This is a genomic window from Agrobacterium sp. OT33 (genome assembly GCF_017313365.1).
Taxonomy (GTDB): Bacteria; Pseudomonadota; Alphaproteobacteria; order Rhizobiales; family Rhizobiaceae; genus Agrobacterium; species Agrobacterium rhizogenes_A.
In genome coordinates, this window is record NZ_JAFLMZ010000001.1 from 1 (window position 1) to 18,547 (window position 18,547).

Annotated in this window: 21 protein-coding genes and 1 riboswitch; of the genes, 10 read left to right on the forward strand and 11 right to left on the reverse strand. The window is 61.1% G+C overall.

From position 1 onward, the window contains the following. Positions 1-119 precede the first annotated feature (119 nt). From JZX88_RS00005 to JZX88_RS00020, 4 genes are all read right to left on the reverse strand, one after another. Positions 120-1,211, reverse strand: a complete 1,092-nt coding sequence (locus tag JZX88_RS00005; protein WP_206912165.1) for a bifunctional transcriptional activator/DNA repair enzyme AdaA — start codon at positions 1,209-1,211, stop codon at positions 120-122. 161 nt (positions 1,212-1,372) lie between these two features. Further along, positions 1,373-2,098 carry a polysaccharide deacetylase family protein gene (locus JZX88_RS00010; RefSeq protein ID WP_174029005.1) on the reverse strand — a complete coding sequence of 242 codons (726 nt, stop codon included), beginning with the start codon at positions 2,096-2,098 and terminating at the stop codon, positions 1,373-1,375. A 53-nt stretch (positions 2,099-2,151) separates the two neighbouring features. Continuing rightward, positions 2,152-3,060 carry a dihydrodipicolinate synthase family protein gene (locus JZX88_RS00015; RefSeq protein ID WP_206912166.1) on the reverse strand — a complete coding sequence of 303 codons (909 nt, stop codon included), beginning with the start codon at positions 3,058-3,060 and terminating at the stop codon, positions 2,152-2,154. 105 nt (positions 3,061-3,165) lie between these two features. After that, the gene (locus JZX88_RS00020; RefSeq protein WP_003494410.1) at positions 3,166-3,567 is read right to left on the reverse strand and encodes a DUF930 domain-containing protein; all 402 of its coding nucleotides are present in this window, start codon (positions 3,565-3,567) and stop codon (positions 3,166-3,168) included. A 223-nt stretch (positions 3,568-3,790) separates the two neighbouring features. On the opposite strand from JZX88_RS00020, the gene JZX88_RS00025 reads away from it, so the two are divergent. The 5 genes from JZX88_RS00025 (at position 3,791) to JZX88_RS00045 (ending at position 10,312) form a co-directional block, all read left to right on the forward strand. Continuing rightward, a complete protein-coding gene (locus JZX88_RS00025; protein WP_206912167.1) occupies positions 3,791-5,890 on the forward strand; it encodes a S9 family peptidase in 2,100 nt (699 codons plus the stop codon). A 497-nt stretch (positions 5,891-6,387) separates the two neighbouring features. Continuing rightward, positions 6,388-7,398 carry an ABC transporter substrate-binding protein gene (locus JZX88_RS00030; protein ID WP_206912169.1) on the forward strand — a complete coding sequence of 337 codons (1,011 nt, stop codon included), beginning with the start codon at positions 6,388-6,390 and terminating at the stop codon, positions 7,396-7,398. Between the two features lie 243 nt (positions 7,399-7,641). Next, a complete protein-coding gene (locus JZX88_RS00035; RefSeq protein WP_065115145.1) occupies positions 7,642-8,550 on the forward strand; it encodes a proline/glycine betaine ABC transporter permease in 909 nt (302 codons plus the stop codon). Next, on the forward strand, positions 8,543-9,649 hold the full coding sequence (locus JZX88_RS00040) for a glycine betaine/L-proline ABC transporter ATP-binding protein (protein WP_206912171.1): 1,107 nt from the start codon (positions 8,543-8,545) through the stop codon (positions 9,647-9,649). The genes JZX88_RS00035 and JZX88_RS00040 overlap by 8 nt, the downstream gene beginning before the upstream one ends. A 375-nt stretch (positions 9,650-10,024) precedes the next feature. Then, a complete protein-coding gene (locus JZX88_RS00045) occupies positions 10,025-10,312 on the forward strand; it encodes a hypothetical protein (protein ID WP_174030926.1) in 288 nt (95 codons plus the stop codon). Positions 10,313-10,322: 10 nt separating this feature from the next. On the opposite strand, the gene dmeF is transcribed toward JZX88_RS00045, so the two are convergent. Together dmeF and dmeR are read right to left on the reverse strand one after the other, a co-directional pair. Then, the gene (gene dmeF / locus JZX88_RS00050) at positions 10,323-11,306 is read right to left on the reverse strand and encodes a CDF family Co(II)/Ni(II) efflux transporter DmeF (RefSeq protein WP_206912178.1); all 984 of its coding nucleotides are present in this window, start codon (positions 11,304-11,306) and stop codon (positions 10,323-10,325) included. A gap of 84 nt (positions 11,307-11,390) precedes the next feature. Beyond that, positions 11,391-11,663 carry a Ni(II)/Co(II)-sensing transcriptional repressor DmeR gene (gene dmeR, locus JZX88_RS00055; RefSeq protein WP_003509296.1) on the reverse strand — a complete coding sequence of 91 codons (273 nt, stop codon included), beginning with the start codon at positions 11,661-11,663 and terminating at the stop codon, positions 11,391-11,393. A 128-nt stretch (positions 11,664-11,791) separates the two neighbouring features. Between dmeR and JZX88_RS00060 the strand changes: the two genes are divergently transcribed. From JZX88_RS00060 to JZX88_RS00080, 5 genes are all read left to right on the forward strand, one after another. Beyond that, the gene (locus JZX88_RS00060) at positions 11,792-12,142 is read left to right on the forward strand and encodes a hypothetical protein (protein WP_206912180.1); all 351 of its coding nucleotides are present in this window, start codon (positions 11,792-11,794) and stop codon (positions 12,140-12,142) included. Between the two features lie 110 nt (positions 12,143-12,252). After that, complete coding sequence (locus JZX88_RS00065) at positions 12,253-12,666, forward strand: helix-turn-helix domain-containing protein (protein WP_065116155.1); 414 nt, start codon at positions 12,253-12,255, stop codon at positions 12,664-12,666. 81 nt (positions 12,667-12,747) lie between these two features. Further along, positions 12,748-13,695, forward strand: coding sequence for a prolyl aminopeptidase (gene pip, locus JZX88_RS00070; RefSeq protein ID WP_206912182.1), 948 nt, complete (start codon positions 12,748-12,750; stop codon positions 13,693-13,695). Between the two features lie 195 nt (positions 13,696-13,890). Then, the gene (locus JZX88_RS00075; protein WP_003509304.1) at positions 13,891-14,379 is read left to right on the forward strand and encodes a GNAT family N-acetyltransferase; all 489 of its coding nucleotides are present in this window, start codon (positions 13,891-13,893) and stop codon (positions 14,377-14,379) included. A gap of 21 nt (positions 14,380-14,400) precedes the next feature. After that, positions 14,401-14,967, forward strand: a complete 567-nt coding sequence (locus JZX88_RS00080; protein ID WP_065115139.1) for a type 1 glutamine amidotransferase family protein — start codon at positions 14,401-14,403, stop codon at positions 14,965-14,967. A gap of 174 nt (positions 14,968-15,141) precedes the next feature. Here the strand turns inward: JZX88_RS00080 and JZX88_RS00085 are convergent, their stop codons facing one another. The 5 genes from JZX88_RS00085 to JZX88_RS00105 all read right to left on the reverse strand — a co-directional run bounded on the left by JZX88_RS00085 (position 15,142) and on the right by JZX88_RS00105 (position 18,436). Then, positions 15,142-15,456 carry a hypothetical protein gene (locus JZX88_RS00085; protein ID WP_206912184.1) on the reverse strand — a complete coding sequence of 105 codons (315 nt, stop codon included), beginning with the start codon at positions 15,454-15,456 and terminating at the stop codon, positions 15,142-15,144. Positions 15,457-15,460: 4 nt separating this feature from the next. After that, the gene (locus JZX88_RS00090; RefSeq protein WP_206912185.1) at positions 15,461-16,174 is read right to left on the reverse strand and encodes a CbtA family protein; all 714 of its coding nucleotides are present in this window, start codon (positions 16,172-16,174) and stop codon (positions 15,461-15,463) included. Between the two features lie 11 nt (positions 16,175-16,185). Further along, on the reverse strand, positions 16,186-16,368 hold the full coding sequence (locus tag JZX88_RS00095; RefSeq protein ID WP_046798597.1) for a CbtB domain-containing protein: 183 nt from the start codon (positions 16,366-16,368) through the stop codon (positions 16,186-16,188). Positions 16,369-16,528: 160 nt separating this feature from the next. Continuing rightward, positions 16,529-16,757: riboswitch (cobalamin riboswitch) on the reverse strand. Positions 16,758-16,992: 235 nt separating this feature from the next. Beyond that, the gene (locus tag JZX88_RS00100; protein WP_065115136.1) at positions 16,993-17,913 is read right to left on the reverse strand and encodes a cytochrome c; all 921 of its coding nucleotides are present in this window, start codon (positions 17,911-17,913) and stop codon (positions 16,993-16,995) included. An 88-nt stretch (positions 17,914-18,001) separates the two neighbouring features. Next, the gene (locus tag JZX88_RS00105) at positions 18,002-18,436 is read right to left on the reverse strand and encodes a cytochrome c (protein WP_046798595.1); all 435 of its coding nucleotides are present in this window, start codon (positions 18,434-18,436) and stop codon (positions 18,002-18,004) included. Between the last annotated feature and the right edge of the window lie 111 nt (positions 18,437-18,547).

Genomic DNA, 18,547 nt, shown 5'->3' on the forward strand with positions numbered 1-18,547 from the left:
AAACCTAACCGCTTGTCGATCTCCCCCCTTGAGGGGGAGATGCCCGGCAGGGCAGAGGGGGGTAAGCCCCACGCACCACCGTCAACGGACAACCTCCCGAAAACCAGCCCCCAGGCTGCTCAGGAAGCGAGCGGCAGTCCCTGCACCTTCCCCTGCGCGCTCACCATGCGGCGCTCGTGCTCGATCAGCCATTTTTTCCGCCACAGGCCTCCACCATAGCCGGTGAGGCTGCCATCCGCGCCCAGCACCCGATGGCAGGGAACGACGATGGCGATCTGGTTGGCACCATTGGCGCGGGCGACCGCGCGCACGGCCGACGGTCGTTCCATGGTGGTTGCGAGGGAGGAGTAGCTGACGATCTCTCCCGCCGGGATTTCCCGCAGGTTGCGCCAGACATCGCGTTCGAAGGGCGTGCCGTGACCGGCAAGCCGGGTTTCGAATATGGCCGAACTGCCGGCGAAATAGGCGGCAAGTTCCGCCGCGATCTGGCCGGTCACCGCCGTCCTGCCCAGCACCATGTCGGCGCCCGTGCGGGCCTTCAGCCGTTTCAACTCGGCCGGGAGCGCCGGCCGGTCGGCAAATTCGAGGAGATGCAGGGCATGGTCATCGGCAACGGCCAGCATCGGCCCGATCGGCGTGTCGATCCAGTCGCCCCTCAGGAAGCCCCTGCCCTTCATGGCGGCGGGCGAGGCACCGAAGAACTGGTTGATGGCGGCGCGGAAGCCGCTGCCGGATTCGTAACCGGCATCGATCTGCGCACCGATCACCGCTTCACCGGAGGCAAGACCCGTGACCGCATCACCCAGCCGCCGCAGCCGGGCGATTTCCAGAAAGCTCATGCCAAAACGACGCTTGAAGCTGCGGCGCACGGTGGAGGGATCATGGCCGAGCGCCACCACATCCTCCTCTCGCCAGCGGCGCGCCGGCTCGTTTTCCAGCGCCGTCAGAAGCGAAGAGACGGTCTCGTCGGCGGTGCCGTAGGACAACATCGGCTTGCAGCGCTTGCAGGGACGGAAACCGGCCTCCAGGCATTCGGCAATGGTTTCGCGGAACCGGCAGTTTTCGATCTTCGGTTTTCTGGCCGTGCAGGTGAAGCGGCAGAAAATCTTGGTCGAGGTCACGCAGACATAGGCCACGCCTTCATAGGCGGGGTCCTTGTTCACAAGGGCGGAATATAGCGTTTCGGTGTCGGGGCGTTTGAACAGCATCATGGGAGGATGCTAGCGCAATTTTCGGGTCTGCGCCGCCGAAAAACGGGCGTGGATGTGGGGATGCCATCGGTTCTTTTCGCCTGCGTCGCTTCAGGACCGAGCGAGTACGGCATATTTCTTCTCCCCGAGGGGGGAGAAGAAATGGGCGGCAACCTTGCGGGTCAGTTCCCCGGCGGCGCGAAGGATGGGTCGTCCAGCCGGGCGAAGATGACGCCGCGCGCCTTCAGCGCCAGAAGGCCTTTCACCACGCCTTCGCCCGCCTCATGGGTGGGCTGGTTGATGTGGGAGATGATGACATCGCCATCCCTGGCAGAGGCGATGTGTTTTGCCGTCATCGCCGCACCCAGCAGCGAGCCGCCATCGCCATTGACGGAATAACCGGCCACCCGCATGCCGAGCCGGTTGATGGTGGCCATGGAGGACCTGGTGTATTTGGCCGTCGCACCACGGAACCATTGCGGCTGGAGACCGGTGGCGGCGACGATCGCCCGGCGGCCACCCTCCACTTCCTGCTCGACCGCCGCTTCCGAACCGGCGGCGGCGATGCCGTAGATGGAAACCGGCCTGTCCACCGCCGGCACATGGTTTTCGCCGTGGTTTTCGATCTCGAACAAATCCGGATGCGCCATGAGCACGGCGAGCGCCTCGCCATTGTGTTTCAGCCAGCGGGCGGTGACGAAGATCGTTGCCGGAATGCGCTCCTTCACCAGCGTATCGAGAATGCGGTGATCGGTCTTGCCCATGCAGGCATCCAGCGTCATCGCCACCCGCACCTTGCCGTCATGCTGCGGCGTCATCTTCAGCGTCGGCTCAACGAGGCCGGTGCCCGCGAACGCAGCAGATGAGGCAGAGACTAACAGGGCGGCAATGAAGAGGCGACGCAGCATTTTTGGTTTTCCGAAGTGTAAGGACGTGGCAATCCGCCCGCAAAGCGCCCGAATTATGGCGCGGTTTCCAGCGCGGACAGGGCGTCCAGCGCCTCTTCCACCCGCTGGCGTTCCGCGCTGGTGAGCGGCAGGATCGGCCGGGGCGGTTCGCACGCCGTCAATTGCAGGATGTTGGCGGCGGCGTAAACCACACGGATGCTGCCGAATTCCTTGAACAGCGCCCAGAGCGGCTGGAAGGCCGCATCGATCCTCTTTGCCTCTTCCGCATTCTTGGCCTGAGCCGCCCGCATCAATTGCAGGGCCGGAACCGGCAGCAGGCCGGCAACCACGCTGTACCAGGTGTCGCCGCCGGCAAGCGTGGCGTCGGCGCAGCCCCAGTCGCCGCTGTAACCAATGGCGAAATCATCCGACAGCTTCGGTCTCAGCCGCGCAAGCTCACCGGCATAATCGGAATCGGCAGGCAGCGGCATCTTTATGGCGCGGATATTGGGGATATAGGCAAGCCGCACCAGAAGCTCGTCGCTGAAGGTAAAGCGGGTTGTCGTCGGGTTGTTGTAGATGGCAAGCGGCAGGGCCGTCGCGCCGGCCACGGCGGCGAAATGGTGATAGGCCTCTTCCTGCGTCAGCGGCGTGTAGGAGACGGGTGCGAGCAGCAGCGCATCGGCGCCGGCCGCTTCCGCATCCTTCGCTAGCGCCACCGCCTCATCGGTGCGCAATGCGCCGACGCCGGCCATCAAGATGCGCTTGCCCCTGAGGATGGCGGCTGCCGCCTCGATGGCGCGGCGTCTCTCTTCCCGCGTGAGATACATGTAGATGCCGGTGCTGCCGAGAATGCCGACAGAATCGACCGCCGCCGCATCCAGCCGCTCGATCAGCGCGGAGAAAGCCTGCGTGTCCACCCGCCCGGCCTCATCGGCCGGCGTGATCGGAAAAGCCGAAAGTCCCTTGAATCGTGTCGCCATGCCCGTCTCCCTCGCTTTGATCGGCAGGCAGGGTTACAGAGCCGGTGGCGGAGCGGCAAGAAAAGCGGCGGCTAAACCCCTGCCCGCAACCGAAAAAATCCTTGCTTAGTCATAAAGATACAACTTCTTCCACTGCTCCTCGGGAATCCGGTCGCCAACGCGGTAATCGAAGGACTGGATGCTGAGGCTGTCGCTCTTCAGCTGGCACTTGTATTTGAGCTTGTACCATTCGCCGGAACTTCTGAAGACCGCGCCCGGCGCCTTGATGGAGTTCTTGCCAACTTCCGGATCGCCGAAGGTATAAGCGATGACCTTGTCCGGCCGCATGCCCTTCTGCTCCGTCGCTATCCTCTCCATCGCCTCGATATCGCAGCGCTGTTCCAGACGCTCTTCGGGGGCGAGCGCATTCAGCTGCCGCATGACGCTGGCGTCGATCGCGAAAGCGGGGGTAAAGGCCTGCAAGCCGAGGAAAAAGGCAGAAAGGGCAGCGGGAAGAAGCTTTCGCATGGGATCCTGTCAGTTTTTTCGTTTGTTCTTGGTGATTGCGGCAGGCCGGGCGACCTGAGCGCATCATCGCTGATTTGCCGGATATTGCCAAAATGTGATCGAAAGCTGACGAAATTGTGCCCGAGCTGCATTCCGCCTGTGGAGATTTGAAACTTGATCGGCCGCAAGGCCCGCTCTACATCTTGGTGCCGCCCAAGAATTTTTACAGGAAAGCGAGTTTCCCTTGCCGATTTTCAAGAACCTGCCCGCCGCCCCGACCGCCGAAAAACGGCCTGTTCAGGACACGCATCACGGCATTACCCGCACCGACGATTACGCATGGTTCCGGGCCGATAACTGGCAGGCCATGTTCAAGGACACATCCATTCTCGACCCCGCGATCCGCGCCCATCTGGAGGCGGAAAACGCCTATATGGAAGCGGCGATGGGCGACACCGGGGCACTTCAGGAAAAGCTGTTTACGGAGATGAAGGGCCGCATCAAGCAGGATGATTCCTCCGTTCCGGTAAGAGACGGCCCCTATGCCTATGGCACATTGTTCGTGACCGGCGGCGAGCAGCCGCATTATTTCCGCACACCGCGCGATGGCGGCGAAAAACACGTGCTTCTGAACGGCGACAAGGAGGCCGAAGGCAAGGATTATTTCCGCCTGTCCGGCCTCGACCAGTCTTCCGATCACAGCTACGGCATCTGGGGTTACGACGACAAGGGCTCGGAATATTTCACCCTGCGCATCCGCAACCTCGAAACCGGCGAGGACCTTGCCGACGTCGTGGAAAACACCGGCGGCGGCGGGGCCTGGGCGCCTGACGGCAAGAGCTTCTTCTATACGCTGCAGGACGAAAACCATCGTCCCTCCAAGGTTTTCCATCACATCATCGGCGAGCCGCAATCGGCCGACCGGCTGGTCTATGAGGAAAAGGATCCCGGCTTCTTCATGGGCGTCGGCGCGTCGGTTCTCGACGATTTCATCTTCATCGACATTCACGACCATGAAACCAGCGAATATCGCCTTCTCTCCACCAGCGACCTGACCGCCGAACCTGCCGTGGTGGCGGAGCGCGAGGAAGGCATCGAATATTCGATGTGCGAAGGCGGCGATGTGTTCTTCATCCTCACCAATGATGGCGATGCCAAGGATTTCCGCATTGTGGAAGCGCCGGTCACGGCGCCTGGCAAAGAAAACTGGAAAGAGATCGTCCCGCATGAGCCGGGCCGTCTCATTCTTTCCGTCGATGCCTATGCCCGCCACCTGATCTGGCTTGAGCGCCGCGACGGCCTGCCGCGCATCGTCATCCGCGATCGTCGCACGGGCGAGGAACATTCGATCGCCTTTGCCGAGGAAGCCTATTCGCTTGGCCTGCATGGCGCGGCGGAATATGACACCGATGTCATCCGCTTCTCCTATTCCTCGATGACGACGCCGAGCCAGCTGTTCGATTACGACATGGTGACGCGCGAGCGGACCCTTCTGAAGACGCAGGAAGTACCCTCGGGCCACAATCCGGATGATTACATCACGCGCCGCATCATGGCGCCCGCCCATGATGGCGAACTGGTGCCGGTCTCGCTGCTTTACCGCAAGGATGTGGCGCTTGACGGTTCCGCCCCCTGCCTGCTCTATGGATACGGCGCTTACGGCATCACCATTCCCGCCTCCTTCTCCACCACCACACTATCGCTCGCCGACCGTGGTTTCATCTATGCCATCGCCCATATTCGCGGCGGCAAGGACAAGGGTTTCGAATGGTACGAAACCGGCAAGATGGAAGACAAGCAGAACACCTTCAAGGATTTCATCGCCGCTGCCGATCATCTGGTTCAGGAAGGTTTCACCTCCTATGACGGCATCATCGCCGAAGGCGGCTCGGCCGGCGGCATGCTGATGGGGGCCGTTGCCAATATGGCGCCGGAAAAATTCGCCGGCATCATCGCTGCCGTTCCCTTCGTGGATGTGCTGACCACCATGCTGGACGACACCCTGCCGCTGACCCCGCCGGAATGGCCCGAATGGGGCAATCCGCTGGAATCGGCGGAGGAATATGGCTGGATCGCTGCCTATAGTCCCTATGACAATGTCGGTGCGAAGCCTTACCCGCCGATCCTCGCACTATCCGGCCTGACCGACCCGCGGGTGACCTACTGGGAGCCGACCAAATGGGTGGCGAAGCTGCGCGAAAAGACGACGGGAGAAGCGCCGATCCTGCTCAAGACCAACATGGCGGCAGGCCATGGCGGCAAGTCCGGCCGTTTCCAGCGGCTGGAAGAAATCGCCTTCGAATATGCCTTCGCGCTGAAGGTGGCCGGCAAGGACGCTGTTTGACAGCCTGACCGTGGAACGGGCGGCGACAGAGCCGCCGCCCGCACCGAAACAGCATAAAAATACCTTCGCAAAACCTCTTTTCGAATATTTTTTCCACAAAATCGCGACTTTATTTTTTCCTTGAATCCCAACTTGACTGCGTCAGGATTTTTATTTCACCTTACTGAAATTTATAATATATTTCTGTAAAATCAGAATATATTTCATGTATTACATCAAATGAGAAAACGTTCCAAAAATCGAACGCATGGCTGCGATGCGCCATTTCGCGTTGCAATATCACTTTTTGGCCGTATTATGCCGTTCATTGACATATTCATGCGCCTTTTCGCCGCTCTTCTTGCGGCAATTCCGCAGCGTGTTCTGCGGATATTCTTCTTGCCGGGATTTTTCGGCTTTTCCATGCGCCATGTCAGTTCGCCCTTGGCAATCCGGGCTTTGCAGTGCTCCCGCTTTGCCAACTGAAAACACTGCATCAGACTTGGGGGTCTTACACCATGAAGAAACTCCTGGCCTCGACCATTCTCGTAACGGGCTTTACCATCGCTGCCGGTGCAGCACATTCCGCCAATGCCGCCGAAGCGTGCGGCAGCATCTCCATCGCCGAAATGAACTGGGCATCCGCCGGTGTCGCAGCTTACGTCGACAAGTTCATCATGGAAAACGGCTATGACTGCACGGTCAATGTCGTCAGCGGCGATACCATGCCGACCTTCGCCTCCATGAACGAAAAGGGCCAGCCGGACATGGCGCCCGAATTGTGGGTGAATGCCGTGCGCGAGCCGCTCGATGCCGCCGTCAAGGACGGCCGTATGATCGAAGCTTCCAAAATTCTTTCCGAAGGCGGTATCGAAGGCTGGTGGATCCCGAAATTCATCGCCGATGAACATCCCGACATCAAGACCGTCGAGGATGCGCTGAAGCATCCCGAGCTCTTCCCCGCTCCGGAGGACGCCAGCAAGGGCGCCGTGCACAATTGCCCCTCCGGCTGGAACTGCCAGGTGACCACCACCAATCTCTACAAGGCACGCGAAGGCGACAAAAAGGGCTTCACGCTGGTCGATACCGGCTCCGCCGCCGGCCTTGACGGCTCCATCGCCAATGCATTCGAAAAGAAGCAGGGCTGGCTCGGTTATTACTGGTCGCCCACCGCCATTCTCGGCAAATACGAGATGGTGAAGCTGGATGACGGCGTCGAACTCGACCGCGCCCATTTCGACGAGTGCACCGCCAAGGTCGATTGCGCCGACCCCAGGGTCAACGCCTATCCGGTGGCCGATGTCTACACCGTCATCACCAAGGATTTCGAAGGCAAGGCCGGGGTGACGATGGACTACATCAAGGCCCGCAACTGGGACAACAAGATGGTCGCCGAAATCCTTGCCTGGATGGATGAGAACCAGGGCACCAACGAGGATGGCGCGGAATATTTCCTCGAAAACCACGAGGACATCTGGACGAAGTGGGTTCCGGCCGAGGTGGCGGAGAAGATCAAGGCTTCGATGTGATTGGTTGATGGGGGAGTCGGCGCAAGCCGCTTACCCCCCTCTGCCCTGCCGGGCATCTCCCCCTCAAGGGGGGAGATCGACCTGCGGCGGGGTATCGCCCATCACAAACGTTGAGAATTGGAAAAGGGTGCGCCCTGCCGATCCCCCCCTTGAGGGGGAGATGTCCGGCAGGACAGAGGGGGGTATCCCAGCCTCCGTCGCCCGCCGCACCATCCCCAATAACCCAAAGGGAAAACAACAATAATGGCCCTCTGCAATTACCTGCCGGACCTGCTCTGCAAGTTCCCGGCCATCGACAACTCCACGATGCGTGTGGCACGCAAGACCATCGATGACGGGTTTCGCGATATCGTGCGCAACTATGGCGATGCGATCGACGTCGTCGTGCATCCGCTGCAGCTCTTCCTCAATTCCTCGGAGCGGCTGTTCATCCAGACCCCGTGGATCATCACGATGCTGGTCATTCTCGCCATCGTGCATCTGGCCGGGCGCAGCTTCAAGATCACCGGCGGCACCGCCATTTCCCTGCTGATGATCGGCGCGGTCGGCCTCTGGCGAGACGCCATGACGACACTGTCCATCGTCGCCATCGCCACCCTGATCGCCATCGTCATCGGCCTGCCGCTCGGCATCCTGATGGGTCGTTCCGAACGCCTGCAACGCCTCATCAATCCCGTGCTCGACGTGATGCAGACCCTGCCCAGCTTCGTTTATCTCATCCCCGTGGTGGTGATTTTCGGCATCGGCAAGGTTCCGGGCCTGATCGCAGTGGTGATCTATGCCATTCCGCCCGTCATTCGCCTGACCAGCCTCGGCATTCGCCTGGTGGACCGGGAAGTGCTGGAAGCGGCCGATGCCTTCGGCTCCTCCAACGGCCAGAAGCTGTTCAACGTGCAGCTGCCGCTGGCGCTGCCCACCATCATGACCGGCATCAACCAGACCATCATGATGGCGCTCGCCATGGTCGTCGTCGCCTCCATGGTCGGTGTCGGCGGGCTCGGCAAGAACGTGCTGCAGGCCATCAACAACCAGTTCTTCACGGTGGGCTTCCTGAACGGTTTCGCTCTGGTCGCCATCGCCATCATGTTCGACCGGGCAAGCCAGGCTTTTGGCAAGCGCCTGCAGAAGTACCGCGAGGTCTCCCATGGCTAAAAGCATCGAAATCAAGAATCTTTACAAGATCTTCGGCAAGCATCCCGAGAAATATCTCGAAGCGGTGCGATCCGGCATGGACAAGGTGGAGCTGAACGACAAACACAACCACGTGCTTGGCCTCAACAACATCAACATCACCATGCCGGGCGGCAAGATCACCGTCGTCATGGGTCTTTCCGGCTCCGGCAAGTCGACGCTCATCCGCCACATCAACCGGCTGATCGACCCGACAGCGGGTGAGGTTCTTTATGACGGCGAGGATATCTGCGGCATGAGCACCTCGGCGCTCAGGCAATTCCGCCGCCACAAGACGGCGATGGTATTCCAGAAATTCGGCCTCTTGCCACACCGCACGGTGCTGGAAAACAGCGTCTACGGCCTCGACATCCAGGGCGTGCCGCGCAGCAAGAGCGAGGAAAAGGGCCGTTACTGGCTGGAGCGCGTCGGCCTTGCCGGTTACGAGGATTATTATCCGAACCAGCTTTCCGGCGGCATGCAGCAGCGTGTGGGCCTTGCCCGCGCACTTGCCAATGACGCCGATATTCTGCTGATGGACGAAGCCTATTCGGCGCTCGATCCGCTGATCCGCGTCGACATGCAGACCATGCTGCTCGATCTGCAGCAGGAGCTGAAGAAGACCGTCGTGTTCATCACCCACGATCTGGACGAGGCTTTGCGGCTGGGCGACCACATCGCCATTCTGAAGGACGGCGAAGTGGTGCAGCAGGGCGACGGCCAGAGCATCATTCTCTCCCCTGCCGATGGCTACGTCACCGACTTCGTGCGCGATGTCAATCGCGGCCGCGTGCTTCAGGCCACCACCGTCATGGAGCCGCTGGACAGCAAGCCGGAAGGCATGCCGGTGCCAGAAAACGCGACGCTGGAAACCATTGCCCGCGACATGTCGGAGGCCAACGAGACGCAGGCGCATGTGGTTGATGAGGATGGCAAGGCTGTCGGCTCGATCGGCCTCGATACGCTGGTGGCGGCGATGGTGACACCAGCGCCGCAGGAGGTTGAGGCGGAGGCGGAAGCGGCGGAGAAGCCGGAGAAGCTCCAGGAAACGGTTATGCCGGTGGAGAAGGAAACGGCGTAATCCGGCACCGGACGGATTGGCCGCGTCCGCGAGATTTCCTCTTTCCGTCATACCGGCCTTGAGCCGGTATCCAGCCAGCCCAAGTCCTTGGGCTGAAAAGACTCTCTCGCCGCGCAGACGCGCGTCGGCTGGATTCCGGCTCAAGGCCGGAATGACGGGAGTGAGGTATTCACGGCGCCAGAAATTTAAACCGGACTGCAATGCCGCGAGGGACAAAGCTGGCAATCACCTCCTGCCCCGTCTTCACTATGCAAAAACGAAGCACTACTTCGCCGGCTGTCAACCCTCGACAGTCGCTGCAACGCAGCAAGCGCAAGTTTCAGACAAGTCGCCGCCGTTAACCCTTCGTTAACTTTTGAACGCGGAATCACCGACATGCAGATCGAAAGCAATATCGGCGGATACAATTATCAGGGACGTATCCGCGAGATCGAAAAAGCCGGCAGCACGCAAAGCGCGCCGGAGGAGCAGGCCGTCAAACGCGGCCCCGGCAATCCCACCGTTTCCAGCACCATTCTTTCGCATTCGCTGGCCAACGTGTTGTGGGCCGTGGGCAATGGCAGCGCGCCGGCCTATCAGGATACGCCGGCGACGGCTTCCGCCGAGGACAAGGCGGAAGCACAGGCCGAGTGGGTGCGCAGCGCCTATTCCGAATACGAATAGGCGATTCTTCTCAGGCCCTTGCCGGGCTGACCTCCACTGTCACATGCGACAGTTCATGTATGGCCGCAAGTTTCCGCTTGTAGAAATCGGGCGCCTTCGGCGCCTGCGACTGGATCGCCACGATGGCGGCATGATGGCCCGGCCCCACCTGCCAGACATGCAGGTCGGTGATGCGATCTTCTTCCGTCTCGACGCTTTCACGGATTTCCTGCGGCAGATCTTCCGTCTGCGGCACGGCATCGAGCAGGGTTGCCGCCGTGGAGCGCACCAGCCCCCATGACCAGCGGGCGATGACCAGACCGCCGACAATGCCCATCAGCGGGTCGAGAAAGGACCAGCCGTTCCATTTGCCGAGCAGCAGCGCGACGATGGCGAGAACCGAGGTCAGCGCATCCGCCAGCACATGCAGATAGGCGGCGCGCAGATTATTGTCCCTGCCGCCCTTCGCCGCGCCATGGTCGCCATGATGCGCGTGGCTGCCGTGATCGTGATGGGCATGCGAGCCGTGTCCATGCCCGTGGTCATGATGATGGTCATCCTTCAAAAGCAGGGCGCTGACGAGATTGACGGCAAGACCGATGACGGCGACGAGGATCGCCTGGTTGAAGTCGATCTCGACCGGGCTGACGAGGCGCATGGCGCTTTCGACGGCGATCAGCAGCGCCACCACCGCCAGCACGACGGCACTGGCAAAACCTGCGAGATCACCGAACTTGCCGGTGCCGAAGGTGAAGCGCGGGTTGCGCGCCTCACGCCGGGCATAAAGATAGGCCAGCGCCGAAATCAGCATCGCGCCCGCATGGGTGGACATGTGCCATCCGTCAGCCGTCAATGCCATGGAGCCGAACCAGTGGCCGGCGACAATCTCGGCCACCATCATCACGGTGGTCAGCGCAATCACCATCCACACGCGCTTTTCATTTCGCTCATGGTTCTGGCCGAGAAAAACATGGTCGTGGCCGGTCGTGGCAGGGAATTCGGATGTCGTCGTCATGTCGCTAATCCTGTTCGATCTTCAAGCTAGTCGTTCCACGCATGGCCTTTCCCAAAGTCGCGGACACTTTTTTTGGGGGGCGTGCTAGCGGATGTAGGTTTTCAGCACCTGGGCCAGCTCTTCCGCCGCCCGCGCCCGCTCGTCTTCATTTTCGGCATGCACCACATGTTCGTGCAGATGCTCCTGCATCACCTCCCCCGTCAGGCCGGAAAGCGCGCCGCGCACCGAAGCCAGCAATTGCAGCACCTCGCCGCAGGGCTTGGCATCATCAAGCGCACGCTCCACCGCCTCCATCTGCCCTTTCAGGCGGCGGATGCGGGCGAGCAGCTTTTCCTTGTTGCGGATCGTATGGGACATGAGCACCTCATATAGTATAGGGGGGTATACTATATGAGGACGATTTTGCCTTCAAGCCCCCCAAGACACAATCCTCGCGAATGTTTCGGTTCCTAGAACTACCCATCAGAACTCAGGGGGACTCAGTCATGACGACTATTGCAGCAACCACCAGCAGCTATTACGGCACTCCGGTCCGTGGCCTCGAACCGGCAAAAAGCAGGGAAATCCACTCCACCACAGAGACCCTGCTGGAGCTGACCCGGGCGGCGCACCGCGCCATTTCCAGCGCCGAGAGCGTCGCGCCGGCCGTTGCGCCGGCCGCCGCCAGCATTTCCGCCGGTCTTGCCGCCGCGCTGTGGAACCTCGATAGCGGTGCCACCCCCATCAGGCCTGCCCTTGAAATGACTGCCTCCGCTCGGCCTGAAGCCGCATCCACCATCGAGAATGAGGTTCTCAAGGCGCTGGCTGAGGCTCTGGGTGTGGAAGACGCCGCCTGAGGCCCATTGAACAGCGGGCGAAAACACCATATCTCTAGAGACTAGAGCATCGGATGATGAGCGGCGGGACCATCCCGCCCCTCTGCCGCGTCCGGGATATGGAGAAAGCCATGCTGTCCATCGGTGAATTGTCGAAACGCACCGGCGTGAAGGTGCCGACGATCCGTTATTACGAGCAGATGGGCCTCATTCGCGAAGCCGATCGTTCCGATGGCAACCAGCGCCGTTATGAAAAGTCCGACCTCGAAAGGCTGGCCTTCATCCGCCACGCGCGCGATCTCGGGCTGAATATCGAGGCCATCCGCGAGCTGATCGCGCTTAGCCAGCACCGGCAGATGCCGTGCGAGGGCGCGGATCGCATCGCCGCCGAACACCTGGCCGATGTGCGCGAAAAAATCGCCAAGCTCAGGAAACTGGAGCACGAGCTGGAACGCATCGTCGCCCATTGCGATGGCCATTCCATCGAGGATTGCTACGTTATCCGTGCGCTTTCCGACCATGGCATGTGCGGCGGCGAACACTAGGCACAATCCGGAACAGGGCTGACATTCCACTGTCATCCGCGCCCTGTATGCGCTCTCTCCTGCTTGAAGAAGGGATGCCGGATGGCCGAAATATTTCCCGAAATCACCCCGTTCGAGACTGTTTTTCTCGAGGTTTCCGAAGGTCACCGGCTGCATGTGACGATTGCCGGCAATCCGGCGGGAAGGCCGGCGATCCTGCTGCATGGCGGCCCCGGTTCGGGGCTTTCGGCGACGGCCAGACGCTATTTCGATCCCGCCCGCTACCGCATCATCCAGTTCGACCAACGCGGCTGTGGCAAAAGCACGCCGAATGCTAGCGAGAGCCTGGCGCACAACACCACGCATTACCTGATCGACGACATGGAGGCTATCCGTTGCGCGCTTTCGGTGGATGACTGGCTGGTTTACGGCAGCTCCTGGGGCGCCACGCTCGCGCTGGCCTATGCCCAGCGCCACCCGGAGCGGGTGCGCGCGATGGTGTTGGCTGGCGTCACTACTACGCGGCAAAAGGAGATCGACTGGCTTTACAAGGGGCTGGCAATGTTTCTGCCGCAACAGTGGCGGCGTTTCATCGCGGCTATCCCGGATCATCTGCCGAAGGAAGATCCCGTCGGCGCGTATCTCCAGCTTTTGAACGATCCTGACCCGGCCGTCCGCCGGATGGCGGCGCTTGAATGGCATTTGTGGGAGGCGGGCTCAATCAGTGCGGAGGCCAGCTCGGCCTTTCCGGAAAAATGGCGGGGCGGCGATTATATCCTGACCCGCGCCCGTCTCTGCGCCCATTATTTCCACCATGCGGCCTGGCTGGAAGACGGCGTGCTTCTGCGCAATGCCGGCCTGCTTGCCGGCATTCCCGGCGTGCTCATCCAGGGCATGCGTGACCTGCAGGGACCGCCCGTCACCGCCTATGACCTTGCCGCCACATGGCCGGGAAGCGAGTTGATTGCCATAGGTGGAGCCGGGCATTCCACCGGTGATGCCGGGATGGAAGATGCAATTGTTTCAGCAATCGCACGATTTGCAAATTGAAGCCGCTTGACAGATTAAGGATTCGGGCGCATTGCATTCGCCATGATCAACGAACGCGCACCCATCTCCTGCTCGTACTTTTGGGCCTACCTTTAAGGGCGGCTCGACAGATCATATTGTCAACAAGCCGCCGTCAGGCGGCTTTGTTGTTTTCAAACGTCCTGACGGCACAGATAAGACCAAAGGACCGAAAAAATGACCGAAGATAGCTCCCTTACACTGGAAAGACCGCCCGTCGTCATCATTCGCGGCGCCCGCAAGACGGATTTGCCCGAGCTTAACGAGATGATCACGCTGCTTGCCTCCTATCACGGCGATGCGGCGGCGATCACGCCGGCCAAGCTTGAGCGCGACCTGTTCGGCCCCCTGCCCTGGGTGCATGGTCTTGTCGCTGAAGCCGATGGCGCGCTGATCGGCTACGCGCTGCTTCTGCCGCTCTACAGGGCGCAGGAAGGCCGGCGCGGGCTTGAACTGCACCATCTCTTCGTGCGTGACGGCCATCGCGGCCATGGCACCGGCCAGCATCTGGTTTCCCGCGCCCGCGATATCGCCAAGCGGCTGGGCTGCGATTATCTTTCCGTCAGCGCCACGACCGGCAATGTGGCGGCACATCGTTTCTACGAAAACATGGATTTCGCGCCGCGCCCGGTCACCGGCATGCGCTACATGCAGTCCATCGCCTGATCAAAACCGACGGAGACGGCCATGACACGGATCGCCATTGCGCTGGCGCAGGATTTTGCGGACTGGGAACCGGCGCTGCTTGCGGCAGCGGCACGCAGCTATCTCGGCGTCGAGATCGTTCATGCCACCCCGGACGGGCGGCCGGTAACGTCGATGGGCGGGCTGAATGTAACGCCCGAAACCTCCTATGACGCGCTTGATCCTGATAACATCGATGCACTCGTCATTCCCGGCGGTCTCAGCTGGGAAAAGGGCACGGCCGCCGATCTTGGCGGACTGGTGCAGCGCTTTCGCGAAAAGGACCGGCTGGTTGCCGGTATCTGTGCGGCGGCAAGCGCGCTGGCGGGCACGGGTATCCTGAACCATGTCGCCCATACCGGCAATTCGCTCGCCTCGCACAAGGCCTATCCGGCCTATCGTGGCGACGGCCTTTATCGCGACCAGCCGAAGGCGGTCAGCGATGGCGGCATCATCACGGCCGCCGGCAGCGCACCGGTGAGCTTCGCGGTTGAAATTCTGAAAAACCTCGGCCTCTTTGGTCCGGAAGCCGAGGCGGAACTTGGAATTTTCGCGGCGGAGCATCGGTAAGGCGTAGCCATCTTGATGCCGTACAATCTCTCCACTTCCCCGTCATTCCGGCCTTGAGCCGGAATCCAGCCGACGCGCGTCTGCGCGGCGAGAAGAGTCTTTTCAGCCCAGGGACCTGGGCTGGCTGGATACCGGCTCAAGGCCGGTATGACGGAAGTGCGAGCATCAGGCCAGTCAGTGCCGGTCAAGCACCCGGCACACACGCGCCGCAAACTCCGGTCCCTCGCCGGCAATCGCGCGGCGGATATCGCGGCTGTTCAAATGCAGGCTGTGGCCGGCGGGCAAGTTTGAACGTTTGATCTTGGCGAGTGCCGCAGCGGCAAAGGCAGCCTCGTGGTCGTAAAAATAGGCAAGCGCCGCATCACGATCAGGGCTTGGGCCCAGAGCGGCCTTGAAGGCAAGGCGGTGCACGGCGCAGAAAGCGCCGTGACCGGGAACGGCAAAACGCAGCGCATCGAGTTCGTCACTCCACTCCGCTGCGTCCTGCATGGTTTCAAGCCGACTGGAAGCGTTTCAGGAAAAACGCGCTCAATGTACCAAGCAGCGCCCAGAAAACGAAGCTGGTGATGGTGGCGGCAACGATGAACTGCCGTTCCAGCGGCAGCGGCGCCAGCGCATGTTCGCCTTCCGGCGGCAGCGGTGCGCCCACCACATGCGGCGCGACGATCAGCACCAGAGCCAAAACGATGGCCCAGGGCTCGCGGCGAAACGCGATCAGCGCAATGCCGCCCGCGGTTGCGGCAACCGTCGAGAGCCACCAGATCTGCCGTGCCTCAAGTGCTGCGGCCGGGCTTCCCGGCAATTCCGGCGGCAGGCCGATCATCGGTGCGAGCATGACGGCGGCAAAACCGGCAACGCCCCACAGAAGACCTTCGCGCCAGCCGGCTTCGGTGCCACGCAGCGAGATAAGACCGGTCAGAACAAGCGCGTAACCGATGGCCGTCAGCACATTGGCGGCAACGGTATAGGCGGTGCGTTCGAAACCATCGGCCGGAGCCCAGGCCTCGTCATTATGCTCATGGGCGGGAACCGCAGCGCCGGGTGCTGCCGCATCATGGCTGTGGGCCGCTTCGCCGCCAGCGCTTTCAAAGGTTTCCGCCTGAAGGATGAGTGGCGTGGTGCCGAAAGCCTGCATGGCCGAGACGGCTAAACCGCCAACGATGCCGACCAGAACGGCGGTAAAAACGATATTGCGAAAAAATGACATGTCGTTTCCCCTCAATGGCAGGGGAAGGCATTGGCATGACGCGTGTCATGCGCGGCATTGTGAACGGCTTCCACGTGGGAAAAGCCGACAAAACCGACAACGAACAGACCCAGCACGATCGCCGTCAGCGATTGCGCGAAGCTGCCCGTTTTTGCTGAAACGGCAGCATTGGCCGTATTCTGCTGGATGGACATGGTGACCCCTCTCCCGGCGCGACCCCGCGCCATAAGACGCGGCCGAACGGCAAAAAGCCGCGCAGCCGCATATGATACACTTCACCACGGGGATACGAGACTGAAACAGGGGCACCGAACCGACGACCCTGACATTCCGCTCTTCCGGACACCCCGCCGGCATGGACATTTCCGTGATGGCAGGTCTCCTGGCTTACGGGTCAAAACCTGAAACACCTTCCCGGCATCGCCCTCGCCTTGAATGGGGGCGAGATGGCTTGCCAGTGGCATTTCGTTTCAGGCTCTCCGCTCACAGTTGCGGGGGCAGCCACGAATGAGGATTGCTCCCTATCGTGTTCCCTTTTCACCTTCCGGAACGCCCGGAAGGAACCATCACGCAGATGTTATCCGCCGGGTGGGTGCGGGAGTCAATGGCGGCGAGATGTTGGCACTGCCGGCAACGCACCTCAGTCAACGTCCTCGCGTGAGAAACTGGAACGAAAAAACACTCTCCCGTCATTCCAGCCTTGAGCCGGAATCCCGCCGACCTGCGTCCGTAGGACGAAAAAGCTCTCTCAGCCCAAGGACTTGGGCTGACTGGATACCGGCTCAAGGCCGGTATGACGGAGGGTAACTTCAAACTCTCTACCGAGACGGGATCGCCTTCAGATAGGCGGCAATCGCATTGCGGTCTTCGGCGGTCAGATGCGCCATGTTCTGCTGCACCTTGACCATGGAGCCGCCGACGCTGTCGAATTCAGGGGTGAAGCCGGTCTCCAGATAGCCGGCAATATCGGCCGTCGTCCAGGCGCCGATGCTTTCGGAACCGGGCGTGATATCGGGGATACGGCCCTCGCCTTCCGGGTTGGGGCCGCCGGCCAGCCACTTGTCGTTCAGGAAACCGCCAAGCGCGTCACGCGGCGTATGACACTCGCCGCAATGGCCCGGCCCTTCCACCAGATATTGGCCGCGCAGCAATTCGGCATTGGCATTGGCAAGCTCGACGCGCGGCCTCGCTGCGGTTTCGAAATAGAGGAACTTCCAGCCGCCAAGCGCCATGCGCAGGTTGAAGGGGAATGGCAGGTCGTGATCCGGCGCGTCATTCTGGCTGGCCGGCAGGGTTTTCAGATAACCGAAGAGGTCGTTGACATCCTTTTGCGTCATGCGCGCATAGGAGGCGTAGGGGAAGGACGGGTAGAGATGTTCGCCGTTCTTTCCCACCCCGCGCGTCATGGCATCGCCGAATTCCGCCAGCGTCCAGCCGCCGATACCGTGCTGCGGATCGGAGGAAATATTGGGCACATGGAAGGTGCCGAAGGGACTTTTCAACGCCTGTCCACCGGCGAGCGTCAACAGCGCATCGCCGCTGGCGTCAGGTGCGGCGTGACAGCTTGCGCAACCACCCGCCCAGAACAACGTTTCGCCATTGGCCAGATCCGGTTCGCCGAGGCTGACCCAATGGCTGGGCGCCTGACGTTCCGGCGCGGTGACCCAGGCGAAAATGCCGTAGCCGGCAATGGCTGCGATCACGGCCCCGCCCACAAGCTTCGTCCAGATGGAAGACATACCCCTCTCCCCATTCTCACCCGAGCTGGTCAGGTGTCTTTCAAAGTGAAAAAACGCCGCCGGGAAGCGGCGTTTTGAAATTCGAGACTTACTTCTTCAGACGATAGGTCTGGTGGCAGGTGCCGCAATCGGCGCCGAGCGTCTGCATGGCGGTGGTGACGCCCGCCTGATCGGTGGGGAGATTGGCAAGAACCGTATCGGCATCAGCACCGAGCTTGGCCGCCTTGGCCTTGAAGTCTTCGAAATTTTCCCAGATGGCGGGGGCCGCCGCACTGCCGGTCTCGGTGCCGGCGGGAAACTGTTCGGGGAAAGCCTTGGCATTGGTGCTGATGGTCGTCACGGCAGCCTTGACGGCTTCGGCATCGAACGGCTTCTGGCCCTTGGAGATGGCGGCAAGCGCCCCCATGGAACCACCGATCTGCTTCATCATGCCTTCACGTTTTTCGACTTCGCCGGCAGCATAGACCGCTCCGGCGCAAAGACAGCCGAAAAGCATGGCCGCCGCGATGGTTTTCAGTTTCATACATTCTCTCCTTGATTCCGGCCGGGTGCCGGACGCTTGATGGAACGGCGGGAGGATGCCCTTTCCGGATGGCGAAAAGAAGTCACATTGCGGTGAATTTTATCGTGAAAA

Coding starts and splice junctions, on each gene's coding strand:
- JZX88_RS00005 (WP_206912165.1), bottom strand. CDS start 1,211: ATGATGCTGTTCAAACGCCCCGACACCGAAACGCTATATTCCGCCCTT.
- JZX88_RS00010 (WP_174029005.1), bottom strand. CDS start 2,098: ATGCTGCGTCGCCTCTTCATTGCCGCCCTGTTAGTCTCTGCCTCATCT.
- JZX88_RS00015 (WP_206912166.1), bottom strand. CDS start 3,060: ATGGCGACACGATTCAAGGGACTTTCGGCTTTTCCGATCACGCCGGCC.
- JZX88_RS00020 (WP_003494410.1), bottom strand. CDS start 3,567: ATGCGAAAGCTTCTTCCCGCTGCCCTTTCTGCCTTTTTCCTCGGCTTG.
- JZX88_RS00030 (WP_206912169.1), top strand. CDS start 6,388: ATGAAGAAACTCCTGGCCTCGACCATTCTCGTAACGGGCTTTACCATC.
- JZX88_RS00035 (WP_065115145.1), top strand. CDS start 7,642: ATGGCCCTCTGCAATTACCTGCCGGACCTGCTCTGCAAGTTCCCGGCC.
- JZX88_RS00040 (WP_206912171.1), top strand. CDS start 8,543: ATGGCTAAAAGCATCGAAATCAAGAATCTTTACAAGATCTTCGGCAAG.
- JZX88_RS00045 (WP_174030926.1), top strand. CDS start 10,025: ATGCAGATCGAAAGCAATATCGGCGGATACAATTATCAGGGACGTATC.
- dmeF (WP_206912178.1), bottom strand. CDS start 11,306: ATGACGACGACATCCGAATTCCCTGCCACGACCGGCCACGACCATGTT.
- dmeR (WP_003509296.1), bottom strand. CDS start 11,663: ATGTCCCATACGATCCGCAACAAGGAAAAGCTGCTCGCCCGCATCCGC.
- JZX88_RS00060 (WP_206912180.1), top strand. CDS start 11,792: ATGACGACTATTGCAGCAACCACCAGCAGCTATTACGGCACTCCGGTC.
- JZX88_RS00065 (WP_065116155.1), top strand. CDS start 12,253: ATGCTGTCCATCGGTGAATTGTCGAAACGCACCGGCGTGAAGGTGCCG.
- pip (WP_206912182.1), top strand. CDS start 12,748: ATGGCCGAAATATTTCCCGAAATCACCCCGTTCGAGACTGTTTTTCTC.
- JZX88_RS00075 (WP_003509304.1), top strand. CDS start 13,891: ATGACCGAAGATAGCTCCCTTACACTGGAAAGACCGCCCGTCGTCATC.
- JZX88_RS00080 (WP_065115139.1), top strand. CDS start 14,401: ATGACACGGATCGCCATTGCGCTGGCGCAGGATTTTGCGGACTGGGAA.
- JZX88_RS00085 (WP_206912184.1), bottom strand. CDS start 15,456: ATGCAGGACGCAGCGGAGTGGAGTGACGAACTCGATGCGCTGCGTTTT.
- JZX88_RS00090 (WP_206912185.1), bottom strand. CDS start 16,174: ATGTCATTTTTTCGCAATATCGTTTTTACCGCCGTTCTGGTCGGCATC.
- JZX88_RS00095 (WP_046798597.1), bottom strand. CDS start 16,368: ATGTCCATCCAGCAGAATACGGCCAATGCTGCCGTTTCAGCAAAAACG.
- JZX88_RS00100 (WP_065115136.1), bottom strand. CDS start 17,913: ATGTCTTCCATCTGGACGAAGCTTGTGGGCGGGGCCGTGATCGCAGCC.
- JZX88_RS00105 (WP_046798595.1), bottom strand. CDS start 18,436: ATGAAACTGAAAACCATCGCGGCGGCCATGCTTTTCGGCTGTCTTTGC.